The following is a 16,166-nucleotide window of genomic DNA, read 5'->3' as shown; positions in this document are numbered from 1 at the left end:
ACCCGGCAAATGGTGCCCAGCACGCCCTCCAGGCCGGTATAAGCCGTCCATATATTGAGAGGTTTGTCGACCAAGTTACTTAACTTTCAAAGTCGACCCATACTGGACTCACCGATCGATTCAGGAGCGACAGAGGAGGACGCGAATGACACGCGCATTGCCGTACTACCGCCTCCACATCGATCTCCTGCGCGTCTCCAGCGCCCTCTGTCTGCGCTGACCCGACAGCACATTCCGTACGACGGCGTCCGGCCTCCGGACGTCTGCCGCGCCGTGCCCGCATCCGTGCCGGACGAGCGCCCGCGAAGCCTGCCCACCGCCAGGGAGAACCCGTGTCGACCACCTCGCTCACCTCCGCCCCGCATGCCGCCGACCCGCCGCAGACCGCCGTACCGGACGATGCCGATCTGCCCGTGGTCGGGCGGCGGTACCCGTGGCGGTGGGCCGGCGTCGCCGTCGTGCTCGTCCTGCTCGCGATGTTCGTGCACGGTCTGGCCACCAACCCCGGCTGGGACTGGCCGACGTTCTTCCAGTTCGTCACCACCCGGACGATCTTCTCCGCGCTCTGGGTGACCATCCAGCTGACCGTGTACGGGACCGTGCTCGGGTTCGCCCTCGGTGCGGTGATCGCGACGATGCGGCTGTCGACCAGCCCGTTCCTCCAAGTAGTTGCCTGGGGCTACATCTGGGCGTTCCGCTCGATCCCGTTGATCGTGCAGTTGCTGTTCTGGTTCAACATCGCCTACCTGTACCAGGAGCTCAGCCTGGGCATCCCGTTCGGCCCGGAGTTCGTGCACTTCAGCACCAACAACCTTTTCGGCCCGCTCGGTGCGGCGGTGCTCGGGCTGGCGTTGCACCAGGCCGCGTACGCCGCCGAGATCATCCGCGGCGGCATCATCTCGGTCGACCAGGGCCAGCTCGAGGCCGCCGCCGCGCTGGGGATCCCGAGGCTGCGGCAGTTCTTCCGGATCGTGCTCCCGCAGGCGATGCGCTCGATCCTGCCGAACGGCGCGAACGAGGTGATCAGCCTGTTCAAGGGCACCTCGATCGTCTCGGTGATGGCGATCCCGGAGCTCTTCTACCAGGTCCAGGTGATCTACGGCCGCAACAGCCGGGTCGTCCCGCTGCTGATGGTCGCGACGGTCTGGTACATCGTCCTGACCACGCTGCTGTCCATCGCCCAGTTCTACGTCGAGCGGCACTTCGCCCGCGGTACGACGCGTGAGCTGCCACCGACCCCGCTCCAGCGGGTACGGCGTGCCTGGAAGGCGACCCGATGATCGACGTCAAAGGGGTGCACAAGAGCTTCGGCGACCTCGACGTACTGAAGGGTGTCGACCTCGAGGTGCAGGCGGGGACCGTGACCGTGATGCTCGGGCCGTCCGGGTCGGGCAAGTCGACGCTGCTGCGGTCGATCAACCACCTGGAGAAGGTGGACCGCGGACTGATCCGGATCGACGGCGAGCTGATCGGCTACCGCCGACGCGGGAACAAGCTGCATGAGCTCCGGGAGCGGGAGATCCTGCGGCAGCGCTCGCAGGTCGGGTTCGTCTTCCAGAACTTCAACCTGTTCGGGCATCTCACCGTCCTGCAGAACGTGATCGAGGCACCGGTCTCGGCGCAACGCCGCAAGCGCGGCGAGGTCGAGCCGCTGGCCCGCGAACTCCTGGAGCGCGTGGGGGTCGGCGACAAGGCCGACGTGTACCCGCGCCAGCTGTCCGGCGGCCAGCAGCAACGCGTCGCGATCGCCCGTGCGCTGGCGCTCCGGCCGAAGGTGCTGCTGTTCGACGAACCCACCAGCGCACTCGATCCCGAGCTGGTCGGCGAGGTCCTCGACGTGATCAAGGAACTCGCCCGCGACGGCGCCACCATGGTCGTCGTCACCCACGAGATCGGCTTCGCCCGGGAGATCGCCGACACGGTGGTCTTCATCGACGGCGGCCGGATCGTCGAGTCGGGTCCACCCCACGAGGTGCTCGACAACCCCGTCCACGAGCGCACCCGCGCCTTCATCTCCAAGGTTCTCTGACTGATGAAACGACTCCCGATCGCTGCCGCTGCTCTGGTTCTACTGAGCGGCTGCGGCGCCGAGCCCCAGCAGGTCGCCGCCGACACCGGTGTCAACACGTCGGCCGAGCAGAACCGCGTGACCACCACGAAGAACGAGGCCGCCGCGGCGCTGCTGCCGGCCAAGGTCCGCGACCGCGGCACCCTGATCGTCGGCGCCGGATTCGGCAGCGGCAACGTGCCGCTCGGATTCCTTGCCGATGACAACAAGACTCCGGTCGGCCTGGAGGTCGACATCGCCTATCTGGTGGCGGAGGCGCTCGGGCTGAAGCCCGACATCCAGGTGACCAGCTGGGAGAACCTGTTCATCGGTCTGGACTCGGCCAAGTACGACGCGGGCTTCTCGAACATCACCGTGACGGAGAAGCGCAAGCAGAAGTACGACTTTGCCACCTACCGCAAGGACGACATCGCGTTCGAGGCGAAGAAGGGCAACCCCTGGCGGGTCGCCGGCGGCAAGGACGTGGCCGGCAAGACGATCGCGGTCGGCTCCGGGACGAACCAGGAGAAGATCCTGGTCGACTGGAACGAGGCGAACGTCAAGGCCGGCCTGCCGGCCGCGACGATCAAGTACTTCAACAACCAGTCCGACACCTATCTGGCGCTGAGCTCCGGCCGGATCGACGCCTACCTCGGGCCGAACCCGTCGATCGCGTACCACGTCAAGACGTCCGGCCAGACCGAGACGATCGGCAAGTTCTCGGGTGCCGGCCCGACGCTGCAGGGCCTGATCGCGGCCACCACGAAGAAGGACAGCGGCCTGGTCAAGGCGTACCAGGCGGCGCTCGACGGCGTCATCGCGGACGGCAGCTACGCCAAGGTCCTGGAGCGCTGGAACGTGTCGAGCGAAGCGGTCGGCAAGTCCGAGATCAACCCACCCGGCCTTCCCCTGACGAGCTGAGGAATCTGACCATGAAGAAGCCATGGGTAGTCACCACTGCCGTCGCACTGCTCGCACTGGCCGCGTGTGCGGATCCGGTGACGCAGTCGGCGTCCACGAGCGGTGACGCTTCGGTGGTCGCGTTCGACACCTCGGCGAATCAGCAGCACATCACGTCGGCCAAGGTCGACCGCATCGCCGCCGAGCTGCCGGCCGCCGTACGGGAGAGCGGAACGCTTGTCATCGGCAACGGTTCGGCCGGTGGCGGGTTGCCGCCGCTCGGGTTCACCGCGGACGACAACAAGACCCCGATCGGTGTCGAGATCGACATCGCCTACCTGGTCGCGAGCGTGCTCGGCCTGAAGGCGCAGATCCAGACCACGAACTGGGAGAACCTGTTCCTCGGGCTCGACTCCGGCAAGTACCAGGTCGGCATCTCCAACATCGGTGTGTCCGAACTGCGCAAGGAGAAGTACGACTTCGCCACCTACCGGCTCGGCCTGCACGCGTTCGAGGCGAAGAAAGGATCCGGCCTGAAGATCAGCGGCCCGGCCGACATCTCCGGTAAGACCGTCGCGGTCAGTTCGGGCACGCTGCAGGAGGCGATCCTGCTCGACTGGAACAAGCAGAACGTGGCCGCCGGACGCAAGCCCGCGAACCCGAAGTACTACCAGCAGGCGTCGGACACGTATCTCGCACTGGAGTCCGGCCGGATCGATCTCTACCTCGGTCCCAACCCGAACGCCTCGTACCACGTGGCGACCCAGGGCAAGACCGAGATCGTCGGCACGGTGTCGTCCAGCTACCCGGTCCAGGGACTGGTCGGGATCACCACCAAGAAGGACAACGGCCTGGTCAAGCCGCTCGCGGACGCACTGAACGCGGCGATCGCCGACGGCAGCTACCCGAAGGTCCTGAAGAAGTGGGGCCTGGAGGCGGAGGCGGTGCCGAAGTCGCTGGTCAATCCGCCCGGACTCCCCAAGGACAAGCAGAAGTAGGAGGCGAGCTATGGCAACGATCGCGACCATCTCCAGCAGTCCGTCCGAGATCTCCCGCACCGACGCAGTCCTCGACTATGTGACCAAGCGGCTGATCAGCCGCGGTCACACCGTCACCCCGATCGTCCTCCGCGACCTCCCGGCCGCGCCGTTGTTGCGCGGCCGAGCAGACGACCCGGAGGTCGCTTCGGCCATCGCGGCTCTGGAGGCTGCTGACGCCGTCGTGGTCACCACACCCGTCTACAAGGCGGCGTACTCCGGGCTTCTCAAGGTGTTCCTCGACCTGTTGCCGCAGTACGCCTTGAAGGGCAAGACGGTGTTGCCGCTGGCAACGGGTGGTACGCCGGCGCACGTGCTGGTGATCGACTACGCGCTCCGCCCGGTGCTCACCAGCCTCGGTGCCGGCGCGATCGGGCAGGGCTGGTTCGTGCTGTCGTCCCACATTCGCCTGTACGACGGGGGCGGGCTGCTGCTGGACCCGGTAGCGTCCGTGCCGCTCTATCAGGTGACCGAGGCGTTCCTCGCTACCGTCGACGGCAGTCGGCTGGCCGAGAGTGTGCCGGTCCAGCTCGCCGGGATCGAGGCAGTGCGGGCTCGCCCGGAGGATCTCGAGGCGGCGCCGTTGCTCGCCGATCTCGTCGTCGAGTACAGCACCCGGTACGGCCGGACCAACGAGAATACCCAGCTCACCGAGGTCCCGCCGTCCGACTTCCACCCCGAGCGGGGCGGCGCGTTCGTCCTGCTTCGGTCCGGCGGACAGACCGTTGCCGGCGGTGCCATTCGCCGGTACGACGACCAGACCGCCGAGGTGAAGCGGATGTGGACCTCGCACCTGCATCGTCGGCAGGGATTGGGGCGCCGGGTCATTGCGGAGTTGGAGGCGGCCGCGGTCGACCTCGGCTACCGGAAGCTGTACCTGACCACGGGACCGCGGCAGCCGGAGGCGGCGGGGTTGTATCTGGCGGCCGGCTTCGAGCCGCAGTTCGACACGTCGGTCGATCCGGAGTCGATCGGTCCGCTGCCGTTCACGAAAGACCTGGCGGTCGCGTTGAAGGTGGCGTCATGAGCCGCCGGAAGTTGATCACGGCGATCGAGATCGATGGTGCCGGCGGGCATCCGGCCGCGTGGCGTGGGGCGGAGGTGGACCCGGCCGCGATCCTGACCGGGGAGCTCGCGCTGCGTGCTGTTCAGCGGGCCGAGGCGGCTGGAATCGACATCGCGACGTTTGCTGACGCGTTGGAGGCGCCGGCGGATGTTGCCGATCGGGTGAGTGTGCGGCTGGACGCGCTCGGTCTGGCGGCCCGGATCGCACCGGCGACCGAGCGGATCGGGCTCCTGCCGACGATCACGGTCACGCACACCGAGCCGTTCCACGTGCAGGCGTCCGTTGCCACGCTCGACTACGTTTCGTCCGGTCGCGGCGGGTGGGTCGCGGACGTGTCGTCGTCCGCCGAGGCGGCTGCGGTGATCGGTCGTCGTGAACCGGCTCCCGCGGCCGATACGTGGCGCGAGGCCCGGTACGTCGTCGACGTCAGCCGGCACCTGTGGGACTCCTGGGAAGACGACGCCATCATCCGGGACGCGTCCACCGGGCGGTTCATAGACCGAGACCGCATCCATTACGTGGACTACGAGAGCCCGACCTTCAGCATCAAAGGCCCGTCCATCGTCCCCCGCCCACCCCAGGGTCACCCGATCACCGCGATCCGGGTGAACACCCCGGAGGCGCTGGAAGCCGCAGCAGACGCCGAGCTGGTTCTGCTGCCGGGCGCGGGTGAGTTGGCGGAACGGGTAGCGGCGATCCGAGCGGCCGCCGAGGAGCGGGCGGGTGCGCGCGGTGCCGCCGCGACGCGGCAGAGCGGCGCTCGGCGTGCTGGGCAGCGGCAGCACGCCGCCCAGGATCGGCCGGAAGGCGCGAACCCGCGGGCCGGCCAACCGACCACACACGCCGCGGATCTCGGCGGGCCGGCGCGGGGACGCGGCGGGCGCAGCGGGGACGCCTCCCCGCGGGTGTTGGTTTCGGTGGGGGTGTTGCTGGAGGAGGATCCGGCGGCGGGGGCGTTGCGGGCTGATGGGGCCGGACAGCTCGACTACATCGGTGGGGTCGAGCGGTTGGCGGACCTGATTGGGGAATGGGCTGAGGCGGGGGTGGATGGGGTGCAGCTGCGGCCGGCCTCGTTGGAGGTCGATGTGCCGGTGATCGCCGATCGGCTGGTTCCGTTGCTTCGGGCAAAGAAGTTGGTCGGGTCCGCCGGGCGGGCGGGGACGTTGCGGAACCGGCTCGGGTTGCGGCGGCCGGAGAACAGGTATTCGGGGAGCGAGCGATGACCAAGCAGATCCATCTCGCGGCGCACTTTCCGGGCGTGAACAACACCACCGTGTGGTCGGATCCGGAGTCAGGGTCGCAGATCGAGTTCACGTCGTTCAAGCATCTGGCCGAGACAGCCGAGCGCGGGACGTTCGACTTCTTCTTCCTGGCCGAGGGACTGCGGCTGCGGGAGGTGAAGGGGAAGATTCACGACCTCGACGTCGTCGGCCGGCCGGAGTCTCTGACGGTGCTGAGCGCGCTGGCCGCGGTCACCCGGCATCTCGGCCTGGCCGCAACGGTGAACTCGACGTTCAACGAGCCGTACGAGTTGGCGAAGCGTCTCGCCACCCTCGACCACCTCTCCGGCGGACGCGCGGCCTGGAACGTGGTGACGTCGTGGGACGCGTTCACCGGCGAGAACTTCCGCCGCGGCGGCTACCTGGACAAGGCGGATCGCTACGTCCGCGCGCAGGAGTCGCTGCGGATCGTGCGGAAGTTGTGGGATTCCTGGACCGAGGACGATCTGGTTCTGGCCCAGGCTGCGGGTGTCTTCGCCCGTGAAGGCGCTGGGGCCTTCGCGGACGAGGGCGCCCACTTCGACATCCGTGGACGGTTCGGGCTACCGCCGTCGCCGCAGGGCCGGCCGGTCGTCATCCAGGCCGGCGACAGCGATCAGGGCCGGGAGTTCGCCGCGTCGGGTGCGGACGTGATCTTCAGCCGGCACGGGACGTTCGAGGCCGGGCAGACCTTCTACAAGGACGTGAAGTCGAGGCTCGCTCGTTACGGCCGGACCGAGGAATCGCTCAAGATCATGCCCGCAGTGACGGTTGTCGTCGCCGACACCGACGCGGAGGCGGTCGAGAAGGCGCAGTACATCCGTGAGCAGCAGGTCTCCGGACCGACGGCGCTCGTGCTGGCAGAACTCCTCTGGGGTCGTGACCTCTCGGCGTACGACCCGGATGGTCCGCTGCCGGCAGAGGACCCGGTGGTCGGCTCGTCCGTCACTCAGGGCCGCGTCGGCTACAACGACCCGGCGCCGATCGTGGCGGAATGGCGAGCACAGGCCGAGGCGCACGGCTGGTCGTTGCGCGAGACCGTGATCAACCAGCAGAACCGCCAGACCTTCATCGGCTCCCCGTCGACGGTCGCCGCGGCCCTGAACCGTCACGTCCAGGAGGACGCGGCCGACGGTTTCGTCCTGGTCCCACACCTCACTCCCGGCGGCCTGGACGACTTCGTCGACCGGGTGGTCCCGCTGCTGCGCGAGCGCGGTGTCTTCCGCTCCGAGTACGCCGGTACGACGTTGCGCGGACACCTCGGGCTGGACAGCGGACACGTCGGGCTGGACACATGACAGCGCAGGAGCGGGTCGTCGCCGCGGAGTTCAGCCGGCCACGCACGCCATCGGTGGACTCCCCGGCGAAGATCGTGTTCGTCGGCGGCGGACCGCGCACGGTCGGGCTGCTCGAGCGGTTCGCGGCGAGTGCTCCCGAGCTGCTCGGCGATCGATCGCTGGAGATCCACGTGGTGGATCCGTATCCGGCCGGTGGCGGCCGGATCTGGCGGCGGGACCAGTCGCGGCTGCTCTGGATGAACTCGATGACGTCCGACGTCACGATCTTCACCGACGAATCGGTCGAGTGCGACGGGCCGATCATCCCCGGCCCGGACCTCGCCACCTGGGTGGCTGGCGAGGGTGCCGTGATCCTGGAGCGCGCCGGTCTGGAACCGGCCGGCCCGATGGACTTCCCGCCGCGGCTGCTGCAGGCCGAGTACCTCGCATGGGTCTGGGACCGGGTCGTCCGCGACCTGCCCGCGAGTGTCACCACCCACCTGGAGCGAGCAGTCGAGTTGACCGCCGACCAACGCGTGGTGCTTGCATCCGGCAAGGAGATCGAAGCGGACGTCGTGGTGCTTGCCCTCGGCTACCTCGACCGATTGCCGACGGCATCCGAAGCCGCCTGGGCAGCGAGCGCATCCGACGCCGGACTGACCTATATCCCACCCGGCTATACCGCCGACGTCGACCTGAGCGACCTGCGGCCGGGCGAGGACGTGATCGTCCGCGGTTTTGGCCAGGCGTTCATCGACCTGATGGTTCTGCTTACCGAAGGCCGCGGCGGCTGGTACGACGAGTGCGACGGCCTCCTCAGCTACCGCCCGTCCGGCAACGAGCCGACCCTGTACGTCGGGTCGCGACGTGGCGTGCCGTATCACGCCAAGCTCGGCTACACCGTGGCCGGGACGAAGCCCGTGCCGACCCACTATCTGACCAAGGCGGCGCTGGACGAGCTCGGCGACGGGGTGCTCGACTTCCAGACCCAGTTGAGTCCGTTGATCGACAAGGAACTGACGTTCGCCCACTATCAGCGGTTGTTCAGGGCGCATCCGGACCGAACTCGGTGGTCGTGGGAACGATTCGCCGCGGTGCTCGACGGGTCGTTGCCGACAGCCCCTGAGTTCGTCGCGGCGGTCGAGGACGCCGTACCGGATCCTGAGGACCGGTTCGTGCGGGCTGACGTGGATCGGCCGCTGAACGGGCGGTTCTTCCAGGAGCGGGAGCGGTTCGAGCAGTTCCTGGCCGGGTTGATCGAGGCGGACCTGTTGCGGCGGGCGGATGCGTCGTACTCGGCTGATCTTGCTGTTTTCAATGCGCTGCTGAGCATCTACGCCGTGTTGTCGGTGGCGATCACCGAAGGGCGGCTGTCGGACGAGGATCGGGTCCGGCATGTCGAGACCGAGTGGCACGGGTTCTTCTCGTTCGTGGCGAGTGGTCCGCCGCCGCGGCGGCTCGAGGAACTGCTCGCGTTGTATCGAGCCGGCATCGTCCGGTTCGCCGGTCCTGATCTCGAGGTTGCCATCGACAACGGGCAGTTCGTGGCCCGGAGCTCCGGCGTAGGCGGCGAGATTCGGACGCGGGCGTTCGTCGAGGCTCGGTTGCCGCGGCCCGACGTACTGGCCGCGACAGATCCGTTGCTGCGCGGGTTGCTTGCGTCCGGCGTCCTGGCGGCCGACGAACTGTTCGCCGCGGACGGGACGAGTCTCGGCGGCGGTCAGCTCAAGGCCGACGCGCAGTGTCGCGCGATCCGGGCCGACGGCACCGTCCATCCGTCGCTGTTCCTGCTCGGGCCGTCGGTGTCCGGCTCGGCCGGGTCGTCGGGGTTCTCCCGGCCGCATTTCAACGGCGCCGGGTTCCGGCAGAACGACGCGGTCGCCAGACACCTCCTGAAACTTCTCGCCCTCACCGTACGGAAGGAAGAACGCCATGCCAGTTGAGTTCCTGGGCATCGCCGGGACCAACCCGGCCAGCGAGGTCACGCCGCGAACCGGCGGCCCGCTGGACCTGGAGTACACGGCCAAGCTCGCCCGAGCCCACGAGGACAATGGGTGGGACCGGATCCTGTTCGCCTACCACTCGGGGTCGCCGGACCCGGCCCAGGTCGCCGCGTACGTCGCCGGCCGGACCGAACGGATCAACCTGGTGGTCGCACACCGGCCGAACGTCGCCTACCCGACCCTGACCGCGAAGACGTTCGCGACCCTCGACCACATCAGCGGCGGCCGGTTCGAGGTGCACGTGATCACCGGCGGGTCGACCGCGGACCAGGCGGCCGAGGGCGACTTCCTGGCCAAGGACGACCGGTACGGGCGGACGCGGGAGTTCATCCAGATCCTCAAACAGGCCTGGACCGCACCGACCGGGCTGACCGGTGGCGGCGGTAACTCGACCGCGCTGGTTGGTACGCCGGACACGGTGGCGGCCGCGTTGCTGGACTACTACGACCTCGGGATCCGGATCTTCTCCGCCCGCGGGTACGACATCTACGACGACGCGATCGACTTCGGCCGCTACGTCATCCCACTCGTCCGGTCCGAAGTGGCACACCGCGAACAGACCACCCGGAAGGACCTGGCGTCATGACTGTCGTCTCCGATCTCGAGCAGGACTGGCAGACCTGGCACGCGGCCCGCGAACAGGACCTGGACACCGACTACGGCTGGCTGACCATCGTCGCCTTCGACTGGTTGCCGCCGACACCTGGGTTGATCCGTGGACTTCCGGGCAAGTGGTGGGCCGACAACCAGCAGGCGTTCGTCAAGGCCGACGGCGAGCTGACACTGGGCGGTGATCCGGTGCACGGCGAAACGTCGGCGAGTGTGGCCGAGGCGGGCTCACTGAGCTGGCTGCTGTACGGCGACCGCCTCGCGGAGCTCGTACGGCGAGGGGGCCGGTACGCCGTTCGCCAGCGGGACCCACGGGCGGCGACCCGGAATGGGTTCAGCGGCGTACCGACGTACCCACTGAACCCGGACTGGGTGGTGAAGGCGTACTACACGCCGTACCCGCAGCCGGAGCGGGTTGAGGTCTCCACAGCACGCGATGACCTCCGTCAGCACGTCACTGCGGTCGGCACGGTCCACGTGGCGCTGGGCGGGTCGGCGTACGAGCTGGTGGCGACGGCTGCCGGCGGAGGGCGACTCACACTGTCCTTCCACGACAAGACGAACGGGGAGGAGACGGCTCCCTGGCGCAGTGTGACCACTGGGGTGGTGGAGAAGGACCAGTCGGTGCTGATCGACTTCAACCGGACGGTCAACCTGCCCTTCGCGTTCACGGCGTACGGGACGTGCCCAGCGCCGGTCGCAGGTAACCGCCTCGGGCTGCCGGTCACCGCGGGCGAGAAGAAGGTGCGGTGAAGTTCTGTACGTACACGCTGATCGACAACTCGCCGGACCCGATCAGTGGGGTGCAACTGACGCCGTACCAGCGGTTCCATCCGGCTGCTGACGACGGTGACCGTGCTGTCGTTGCTGGACCCGGTGCGGGTGGCGGAACCGGGAGAAGTACGAGCTGCTGCGGCGGTTGCTGCGGGAGACGGGTGTGACTTGGTCGGGCTCCTACCGTCCTGCGCTGGTGGAGGCGACTACTCAGCCTCGGCCTTATCGGGGTGATGGCATTCCGCTCTGGCACGGCTCGGCGTCGTCGACCGAGTCCACTGAGCTGGCGGCTCGCTGGGGTGACCCGTTGTTCTCGGCGAACGGGTTCCATCCGCTGGAGAAGTACGCCGGTCTGATCCGGCACTACCGGGAGCGATGGGAGGCGTACGGGCGTGATCCGGCCGATGCTGTGGTCGGAGCCGGGTTCAACGGGCTGTACGTGAAGAAGACGTCGCAGGAGGCGGTGGAGGGGTACCGGCCGATCTTCGACGCGTTCATGGACTCACCCGGCGCTCGGCACAACCAGTTGCCGTTCCAGACGCTGGAGGAGTTCCTCGAGGGTGGGTTGGTGCTGGTGGGGTCGCCGGAGCAGGTGATCGACAAGTTCGGCCGCTACCAGGAGGCCTTCGGCCACGAGCTGTCGGGCATTTCGCTCGAGGTCGCAGGCCTCCCGGAGGACGAGAACCGCGGCTCGGTGGAGACGTTCGTCACCGAGGTGATGCCGGTCCTGCGAACGTCCTACCCGAGCCGGGTGTGGTCGTCTGCTTAACGCAGACAGGTGTGGGCTGGGTCGGCAGTGCCCGGTAGGACTGGTGTCATGCGGATCGCGATCCTGGGTGGGACTCAGTTCATCGGGCGGGCAGTGGTGGAGCGGCTGGCGGCGGAGGGGCACGAGTTGCTGGTCGTGCATCGGGGTGAGCACGAACCAGCCGACCTGCCGGTTGTCGAGCACGCGCATGTGGATCGGCACGACGGTCCGGCCCTCACAGCGGCTCTGGAGCCGTTCGCGGTCGAGGGGCTGGTCGATGTCTCCGGGATGAACGCCGCCGCGGCCGATGCGGCGCTCGGGGCGGTGGGACCGTCGGTGAAGCTGGTGGCGATCTCCAGTTGTGACGTCTATCGCGCGTACGACGCTCTGCACTCGGACCGGACCAGCGACGGAGTGCCGTTGACCGAGTCCGCTCCGTTGCGGGAGAGGCGGTTCGTGGACGGGCCGCAGTACGAGAACCTGGAGATGGAGGAGCGGTACCTGCCGTGCGGAGCGACCGTGCTGCGGTTGGGGGCGGTGTACGGCGAGCACGACTACCAGAGGCGGTTCGAGTTCGTCCTGCGGCGGGTGCGGGCCGGGCGGAAGCGGATCCCGATCGGGTCCGGGCAGTTCCTGTTCAGCCGGGTGTACGTCGGTGATGTCGCAGCAACCGTGTCGTTGGCACTGGCCGGTGACCACCGAGGTGAGGCGTTCAACATCGTGGAGCCGGCCACAGCGCCGTACCGGCTGTTCGCCGAGCAGATCCTGGCCGCGGCGGACGCGCCGGACGTGGAGTTGGTTCGGGTACGTGACGATCTGCTGCCGGCCGATCTGTCGCTGACCGGGGCGTTGGACCAGCACCCTGCTGATGGACTCGTGGAAGGCGCGGACGGTGCTCGGGTGGGCGCCGGTGGACCCCACTGAGAGCCTCCGGCGTTCGGTGCGCTGGCACCTGGAGAACCCACCCTCTGATGCCTCGGACGACTTTTCCGCGGATGACTCCGTACTGGACTGAAAATTGGTCAGAAGCACTCTCTGGAACCGGTATGCTTTCCGGGTCGGACAGAGGGGAGCACAGGGTGCGCCTGGCTCGATTTCACATCGAGGCTGCGGACCGTGTAATCTCTCTCCTCGGCCCGCCCCTTTAGCTCAGTCGGCAGAGCGTCTCCATGGTAAGGAGAAGGTCTACGGTTCGATTCCGTAAAGGGGCTCTGAGCACGACATCTCACCCGGTCCGCCGGGTGGGGTGACGGACTCTCCCGGCGGGGTAGCTCAGGTGGTTAGAGCACACGGCTCATAATCGTGGTGTCGCGGGTTCGACTCCCGCCCCCGCTACCCACCGACCACGTATGACGAGAGTGCGCGAACCTGCGCACTCCTGACAAGAAGAGGCAGCAGTGGCCAAGGCAACCGACATCCGCCCGAAGATCACGCTGGCGTGCACCGTCTGCAAGGAGCGCAACTACATCACCAAGAAGAACCGGCGTAACGACCCGGATCGTCTTGAGCTGAAGAAGTACTGCGCGCGCTGCAACGACCACACCGATCACCGCGAAACCCGCTGACCCCAGCCTCTTCGCGAGGGCCGCTTCGGACACCCGAAGCGGCCCTTTGCTGTGCCCCCGGACGGCCCGCCGGCTCAGACCGTGAGGATCGGGCGGCCGCCCTCGTAGGCGGCCAGGCGGTCTTCGCGTGGGGTGAGGCAGCAGGAGCCGCAGAGCGTGCCGGTGCCGGCTTCGCTGGTGTAGTAGAGGCAGCAGGTGTTCCGGAGGTAGACGAGCTTTCCAGCCGCCTCCTGTACGTCGCCCAGGCGAGAGAGACCGCCCGGGGCTTTGGCCACGAAGGTCTGCCAGCGGTTCAGGAGGTAGGTCGGGGAGACGGTCTCCTGCTCGCGGGTGGCCGCGCAGAAGCCCATGGCGCAGCCCGCTGCTACCCCGCCGTGGAGTTGGCGGAGTCCGGCTCGGGTACGGCGGTGGAGCTCGGCGGACAGTCGTAGCAGGTGCTGCCGGAGCACCACGTCGTACAGGGTCTCGAGGCCGCCTGGAAGGTAGCGGGCGGAGCGGATGGCGACGGCGGCGAGGCCGTGGCCGTCGTGGGGGCGGACCCAGAGGTTGTGCGGGCGGATGTCGAGGACATGGCCCTCCAGCGCCCACAACAGCAGCGCGGTCGCGGGTGCGCGGCCGGCGTAGAAGGACATCAGGCTGAGCGCGTTCGCGTGGGCCGACGTGTGCCCGCTGGCGTCGTGGTCGCGCTTGAGGAGCTCGGTCAGCTCAGGGCTGTCCGGCTCCAGGATCCGGTCCACCCGGAGCCACGCGGACCCGGTCGGCTCGCCGATCTCCAGCCGGTACCGAGGCGCGTACCTGGCCAGCGCCGTCACTGCCGTCACATTCAACCTTCCCCAGTCGGTCCAACGGAGTGGGTGGCGGCACTCGCCGTCACAGTCTGCCAGTAGGGTTACGGGATATGACGATCGACGCCACGATGGTCGGCCGGAGCTACACGGCCGCCGAGTCCTACCAGGTCGGCCGGGAGAAGATCCGCGAGTTCGCCGACGCGATCGGCGACCCCAACCCGGCGTACCGGGGTGCTGACGCGATCGCACCGCCGACCTTCGCCTTCATGCTCGGCAGCCGGGCGCTGGAGCAGCTGCTGAACGACGAGGAGCTCGGGCTGCGGCTGGACCGGATCGTGCACGGCGCGCAGAAGTTCGCCTACACCCGCCCGATCAAGGCCGGCGACGACATCGCCGCGACCGCGACCATCACCACCGTGCGCAAGGCCGGTGACGTCGAGGTGATCATGTACGAGACCGCCCTGAGCACTGTCGACGGCGAGCCGATCGCCACTTCGACCTCCACGATCTCGCACAACCGGGCCGACGCATGAGCACCATCGAGGTCGGCCTCGAGTTGCCGCCGCTGACCGTCACCTTCCGGCGCGAGGACCTGGTCCGGTACGCCGGTGCCAGCGGGGACTTCAACCCGATCCACTGGAGTGACCGGATGGCCGCCGCGCTCGGTCTGCCCGGCGTGATCGCGCACGGCATGCTCACCATGGCCTCCGCGGTCCGCCTCGTCACGGATTGGCTCGACGACCCGGCCGATCTGGTCGAGTACGGCGTGCGGTTCACCAAGCCGGTCGTCGTACCGGATGACGACAAGGGCGCGAGCGTGACGTTCTCGGCCAAGGTCGACAAGGTCGCGGACGGGCTGGCCGAGATCGACATCACCGCGATCGCCGGCGAGGAGAAGGTCCTCGGCCGGGCCAGGGCGGTCGTGCGCGTCCAGTGAAGACCCACGTACGCCTGGCCGACTTCACCACCCTGCGGATCGGAGGGCTGGCCGACAAGCTGGTGGAGGTCAGCACCGAGGACGACCTGGTCACCGCCGTCCGCGATGCCGACGCCGCCGGGGAGCCGGTGCTGCTGCTGTCCGGCGGGAGCAACGTGGTGATCGGCGACGAAGGGTTCCGCGGCACCGTGATCAAGGTCGCCACCCGCGGGATCCGGGTCGACGCGGACCTGTGTTCCGGCGCGATGGTCAACATCCAGGCCGGTGAGGACTGGGACGCGGTGGTCCAGCGCGCGATCGCCGAGGAGTGGAGCGGTCTGGAGTCGATGTCCGGCATCCCCGGCCTGACCGGCTCGACCCCGGTGCAGAACGTCGGCGCCTACGGTCACGAGGTGGCCGAGACGATCGCGTCGGTGCGGGTCTGGGACCGGGTGGACAACGCGGTCCGGACGATCTATGCGGCCGACTGCGGTTTCAGCTACCGGAACTCGCGCTTCAAGGCCGATCCGTCCCGGTACGTCGTCCTCGAGGTCACGTTCCAGCTGAGGCTCGGCGATCTGTCCGCACCGGTCGGGTACGCCGAACTGGCCCGCGTGCTCGATGTCGAGCCAGGGTCGCGCGCGCCGATGACCGACGTCCGCGAAGCCGTCCTGGGGCTGCGGCGGAGTAAGGGCATGGTCCTGGACGAGGCCGACCACGACACGTGGAGCGCCGGCTCGTTCTTCACCAACCCGATCCTCGACACGGCCTCCGACGTACCGGCCGGGGCGCCGCAGTGGCCGCAGCCGGACGGCCGGGTGAAGACCAGCGCGGCCTGGCTGATCGAGCACGCCGGCGTCGCGAAGGGGTTCGCGATCGGTGCGGCCTCGGTCTCCACCAAGCACACCCTGGCGCTGACCAACCGCGGCGGCGCCACCGCCAAGGAGATCCTCGGCCTGGCCGCCCACATCCGCGCCCAGGTCCACCAGGCGTTCGGCATCACCCTGGTCAACGAACCCGTACTGGTGAACGCCAGTCTCTGATTCGTACCGAAGAACGGGTAGTAGTCCTCCTGCGGTGAGTTCGCGGCGCGACCCCAGGCGTGTCGCCGAGGCGCCACTCGGGACTACCACCCGTCCTTCGGTCCGCTGTGGATAGCGCCAGCCGGAACCTCTCA

The 16,166-nt window shown here is 68.3% G+C and carries 17 protein-coding genes, 2 tRNA genes and 1 pseudogene; 19 read left to right on the top strand and 1 reads right to left on the bottom strand.

Going from position 1 to position 16,166, the window contains the following annotated elements:
* Positions 1 to 145 precede the first annotated feature (145 nt).
* The 16 genes and pseudogenes from ACGFIF_RS18390 to rpmG all read left to right on the top strand — a co-directional run bounded on the left by ACGFIF_RS18390 (position 146) and on the right by rpmG (position 13,285).
* Positions 146 to 220 (top strand): putative leader peptide, encoded by a 75-nt coding sequence (locus tag ACGFIF_RS18390; RefSeq protein WP_369410014.1) that lies wholly within the window; start codon positions 146 to 148, stop codon positions 218 to 220.
* Between the two features lie 112 nt (positions 221 to 332).
* On the top strand, positions 333 to 1,280 hold the full coding sequence (locus ACGFIF_RS18385; RefSeq protein ID WP_393155785.1) for an amino acid ABC transporter permease: 948 nt from the start codon (positions 333 to 335) through the stop codon (positions 1,278 to 1,280).
* The gene (locus ACGFIF_RS18380) at positions 1,277 to 2,029 is read left to right on the top strand and encodes an amino acid ABC transporter ATP-binding protein (protein ID WP_393155784.1); all 753 of its coding nucleotides are present in this window, start codon (positions 1,277 to 1,279) and stop codon (positions 2,027 to 2,029) included. Before ACGFIF_RS18385 ends, ACGFIF_RS18380 begins: the two co-directional genes overlap by 4 nt.
* Positions 2,030 to 2,032: 3 nt before the next feature.
* Complete coding sequence (locus ACGFIF_RS18375; RefSeq protein ID WP_393155782.1) at positions 2,033 to 2,968, top strand: ABC transporter substrate-binding protein; 936 nt, start codon at positions 2,033 to 2,035, stop codon at positions 2,966 to 2,968.
* Between the two features lie 11 nt (positions 2,969 to 2,979).
* Positions 2,980 to 3,945, top strand: a complete 966-nt coding sequence (locus tag ACGFIF_RS18370) for an ABC transporter substrate-binding protein (protein ID WP_393155781.1) — start codon at positions 2,980 to 2,982, stop codon at positions 3,943 to 3,945.
* 10 nt (positions 3,946 to 3,955) lie between these two features.
* Positions 3,956 to 5,011 (top strand): NADPH-dependent FMN reductase, encoded by a 1,056-nt coding sequence (ssuE, locus tag ACGFIF_RS18365; RefSeq protein WP_393155779.1) that lies wholly within the window; start codon positions 3,956 to 3,958, stop codon positions 5,009 to 5,011.
* Positions 5,008 to 6,273 (top strand): LLM class flavin-dependent oxidoreductase, encoded by a 1,266-nt coding sequence (locus ACGFIF_RS18360; RefSeq protein ID WP_393155777.1) that lies wholly within the window; start codon positions 5,008 to 5,010, stop codon positions 6,271 to 6,273. Before ssuE ends, ACGFIF_RS18360 begins: the two co-directional genes overlap by 4 nt.
* On the top strand, positions 6,270 to 7,607 hold the full coding sequence (locus ACGFIF_RS18355; protein WP_393155776.1) for an NtaA/DmoA family FMN-dependent monooxygenase: 1,338 nt from the start codon (positions 6,270 to 6,272) through the stop codon (positions 7,605 to 7,607). Before ACGFIF_RS18360 ends, ACGFIF_RS18355 begins: the two co-directional genes overlap by 4 nt.
* Complete coding sequence (locus ACGFIF_RS18350) at positions 7,604 to 9,529, top strand: FAD/NAD(P)-binding protein (protein ID WP_393155774.1); 1,926 nt, start codon at positions 7,604 to 7,606, stop codon at positions 9,527 to 9,529. Before ACGFIF_RS18355 ends, ACGFIF_RS18350 begins: the two co-directional genes overlap by 4 nt.
* Positions 9,519 to 10,175: an LLM class flavin-dependent oxidoreductase gene (locus ACGFIF_RS18345; protein WP_393155773.1), complete on the top strand. Its 657-nt coding sequence runs from the start codon at positions 9,519 to 9,521 to the stop codon at positions 10,173 to 10,175. The genes ACGFIF_RS18350 and ACGFIF_RS18345 overlap by 11 nt, the downstream gene beginning before the upstream one ends.
* Positions 10,172 to 10,951 carry a DUF1684 domain-containing protein gene (locus tag ACGFIF_RS18340; RefSeq protein ID WP_393155772.1) on the top strand — a complete coding sequence of 260 codons (780 nt, stop codon included), beginning with the start codon at positions 10,172 to 10,174 and terminating at the stop codon, positions 10,949 to 10,951. The genes ACGFIF_RS18345 and ACGFIF_RS18340 overlap by 4 nt, the downstream gene beginning before the upstream one ends.
* 145 nt (positions 10,952 to 11,096) lie before the next feature.
* Positions 11,097 to 11,741: pseudogene (locus ACGFIF_RS18335) on the top strand (LLM class flavin-dependent oxidoreductase); the annotation flags it as partial.
* A 48-nt stretch (positions 11,742 to 11,789) separates the two neighbouring features.
* Entirely contained in the window at positions 11,790 to 12,644 is an 855-nt protein-coding gene (locus ACGFIF_RS18330; RefSeq protein ID WP_393155770.1) for an NAD-dependent epimerase/dehydratase family protein, read from the top strand.
* A 214-nt stretch (positions 12,645 to 12,858) separates the two neighbouring features.
* Positions 12,859 to 12,931 (top strand) — tRNA-Thr (locus ACGFIF_RS18325).
* Positions 12,932 to 12,981: 50 nt separating this feature from the next.
* Positions 12,982 to 13,055 (top strand) — tRNA-Met (locus tag ACGFIF_RS18320).
* A 62-nt stretch (positions 13,056 to 13,117) separates the two neighbouring features.
* Positions 13,118 to 13,285 carry a 50S ribosomal protein L33 gene (rpmG, locus tag ACGFIF_RS18315; RefSeq protein WP_133800754.1) on the top strand — a complete coding sequence of 56 codons (168 nt, stop codon included), beginning with the start codon at positions 13,118 to 13,120 and terminating at the stop codon, positions 13,283 to 13,285.
* A 74-nt stretch (positions 13,286 to 13,359) separates the two neighbouring features.
* Here rpmG and ACGFIF_RS18310 read toward each other — a convergent pair whose 3' ends face one another.
* Positions 13,360 to 14,106 carry a hypothetical protein gene (locus tag ACGFIF_RS18310; RefSeq protein WP_393155768.1) on the bottom strand — a complete coding sequence of 249 codons (747 nt, stop codon included), beginning with the start codon at positions 14,104 to 14,106 and terminating at the stop codon, positions 13,360 to 13,362.
* A gap of 77 nt (positions 14,107 to 14,183) precedes the next feature.
* On the opposite strand from ACGFIF_RS18310, the gene ACGFIF_RS18305 reads away from it, so the two are divergent.
* Genes ACGFIF_RS18305 through ACGFIF_RS18295 form a run of 3 tightly spaced genes read left to right on the top strand, consistent with a single transcriptional unit; the run spans position 14,184 to position 16,032 of the window.
* The gene (locus ACGFIF_RS18305) at positions 14,184 to 14,606 is read left to right on the top strand and encodes a MaoC family dehydratase N-terminal domain-containing protein (protein ID WP_393155767.1); all 423 of its coding nucleotides are present in this window, start codon (positions 14,184 to 14,186) and stop codon (positions 14,604 to 14,606) included.
* Positions 14,603 to 15,010, top strand: coding sequence for a MaoC family dehydratase (locus tag ACGFIF_RS18300; RefSeq protein ID WP_393155765.1), 408 nt, complete (start codon positions 14,603 to 14,605; stop codon positions 15,008 to 15,010). The genes ACGFIF_RS18305 and ACGFIF_RS18300 overlap by 4 nt, the downstream gene beginning before the upstream one ends.
* Positions 15,007 to 16,032 (top strand): UDP-N-acetylmuramate dehydrogenase, encoded by a 1,026-nt coding sequence (locus ACGFIF_RS18295; RefSeq protein WP_393155763.1) that lies wholly within the window; start codon positions 15,007 to 15,009, stop codon positions 16,030 to 16,032. The genes ACGFIF_RS18300 and ACGFIF_RS18295 overlap by 4 nt, the downstream gene beginning before the upstream one ends.
* Positions 16,033 to 16,166: the final 134 nt, after the last annotated feature.

Origin of the sequence: Kribbella sp. NPDC049174 (assembly GCF_043197365.1) — a bacterium.
In the GTDB taxonomy this organism is placed as follows: domain Bacteria; phylum Actinomycetota; class Actinomycetes; order Propionibacteriales; family Kribbellaceae; genus Kribbella.
This window is presented reverse-complemented; position numbering and strand designations above follow the sequence as displayed.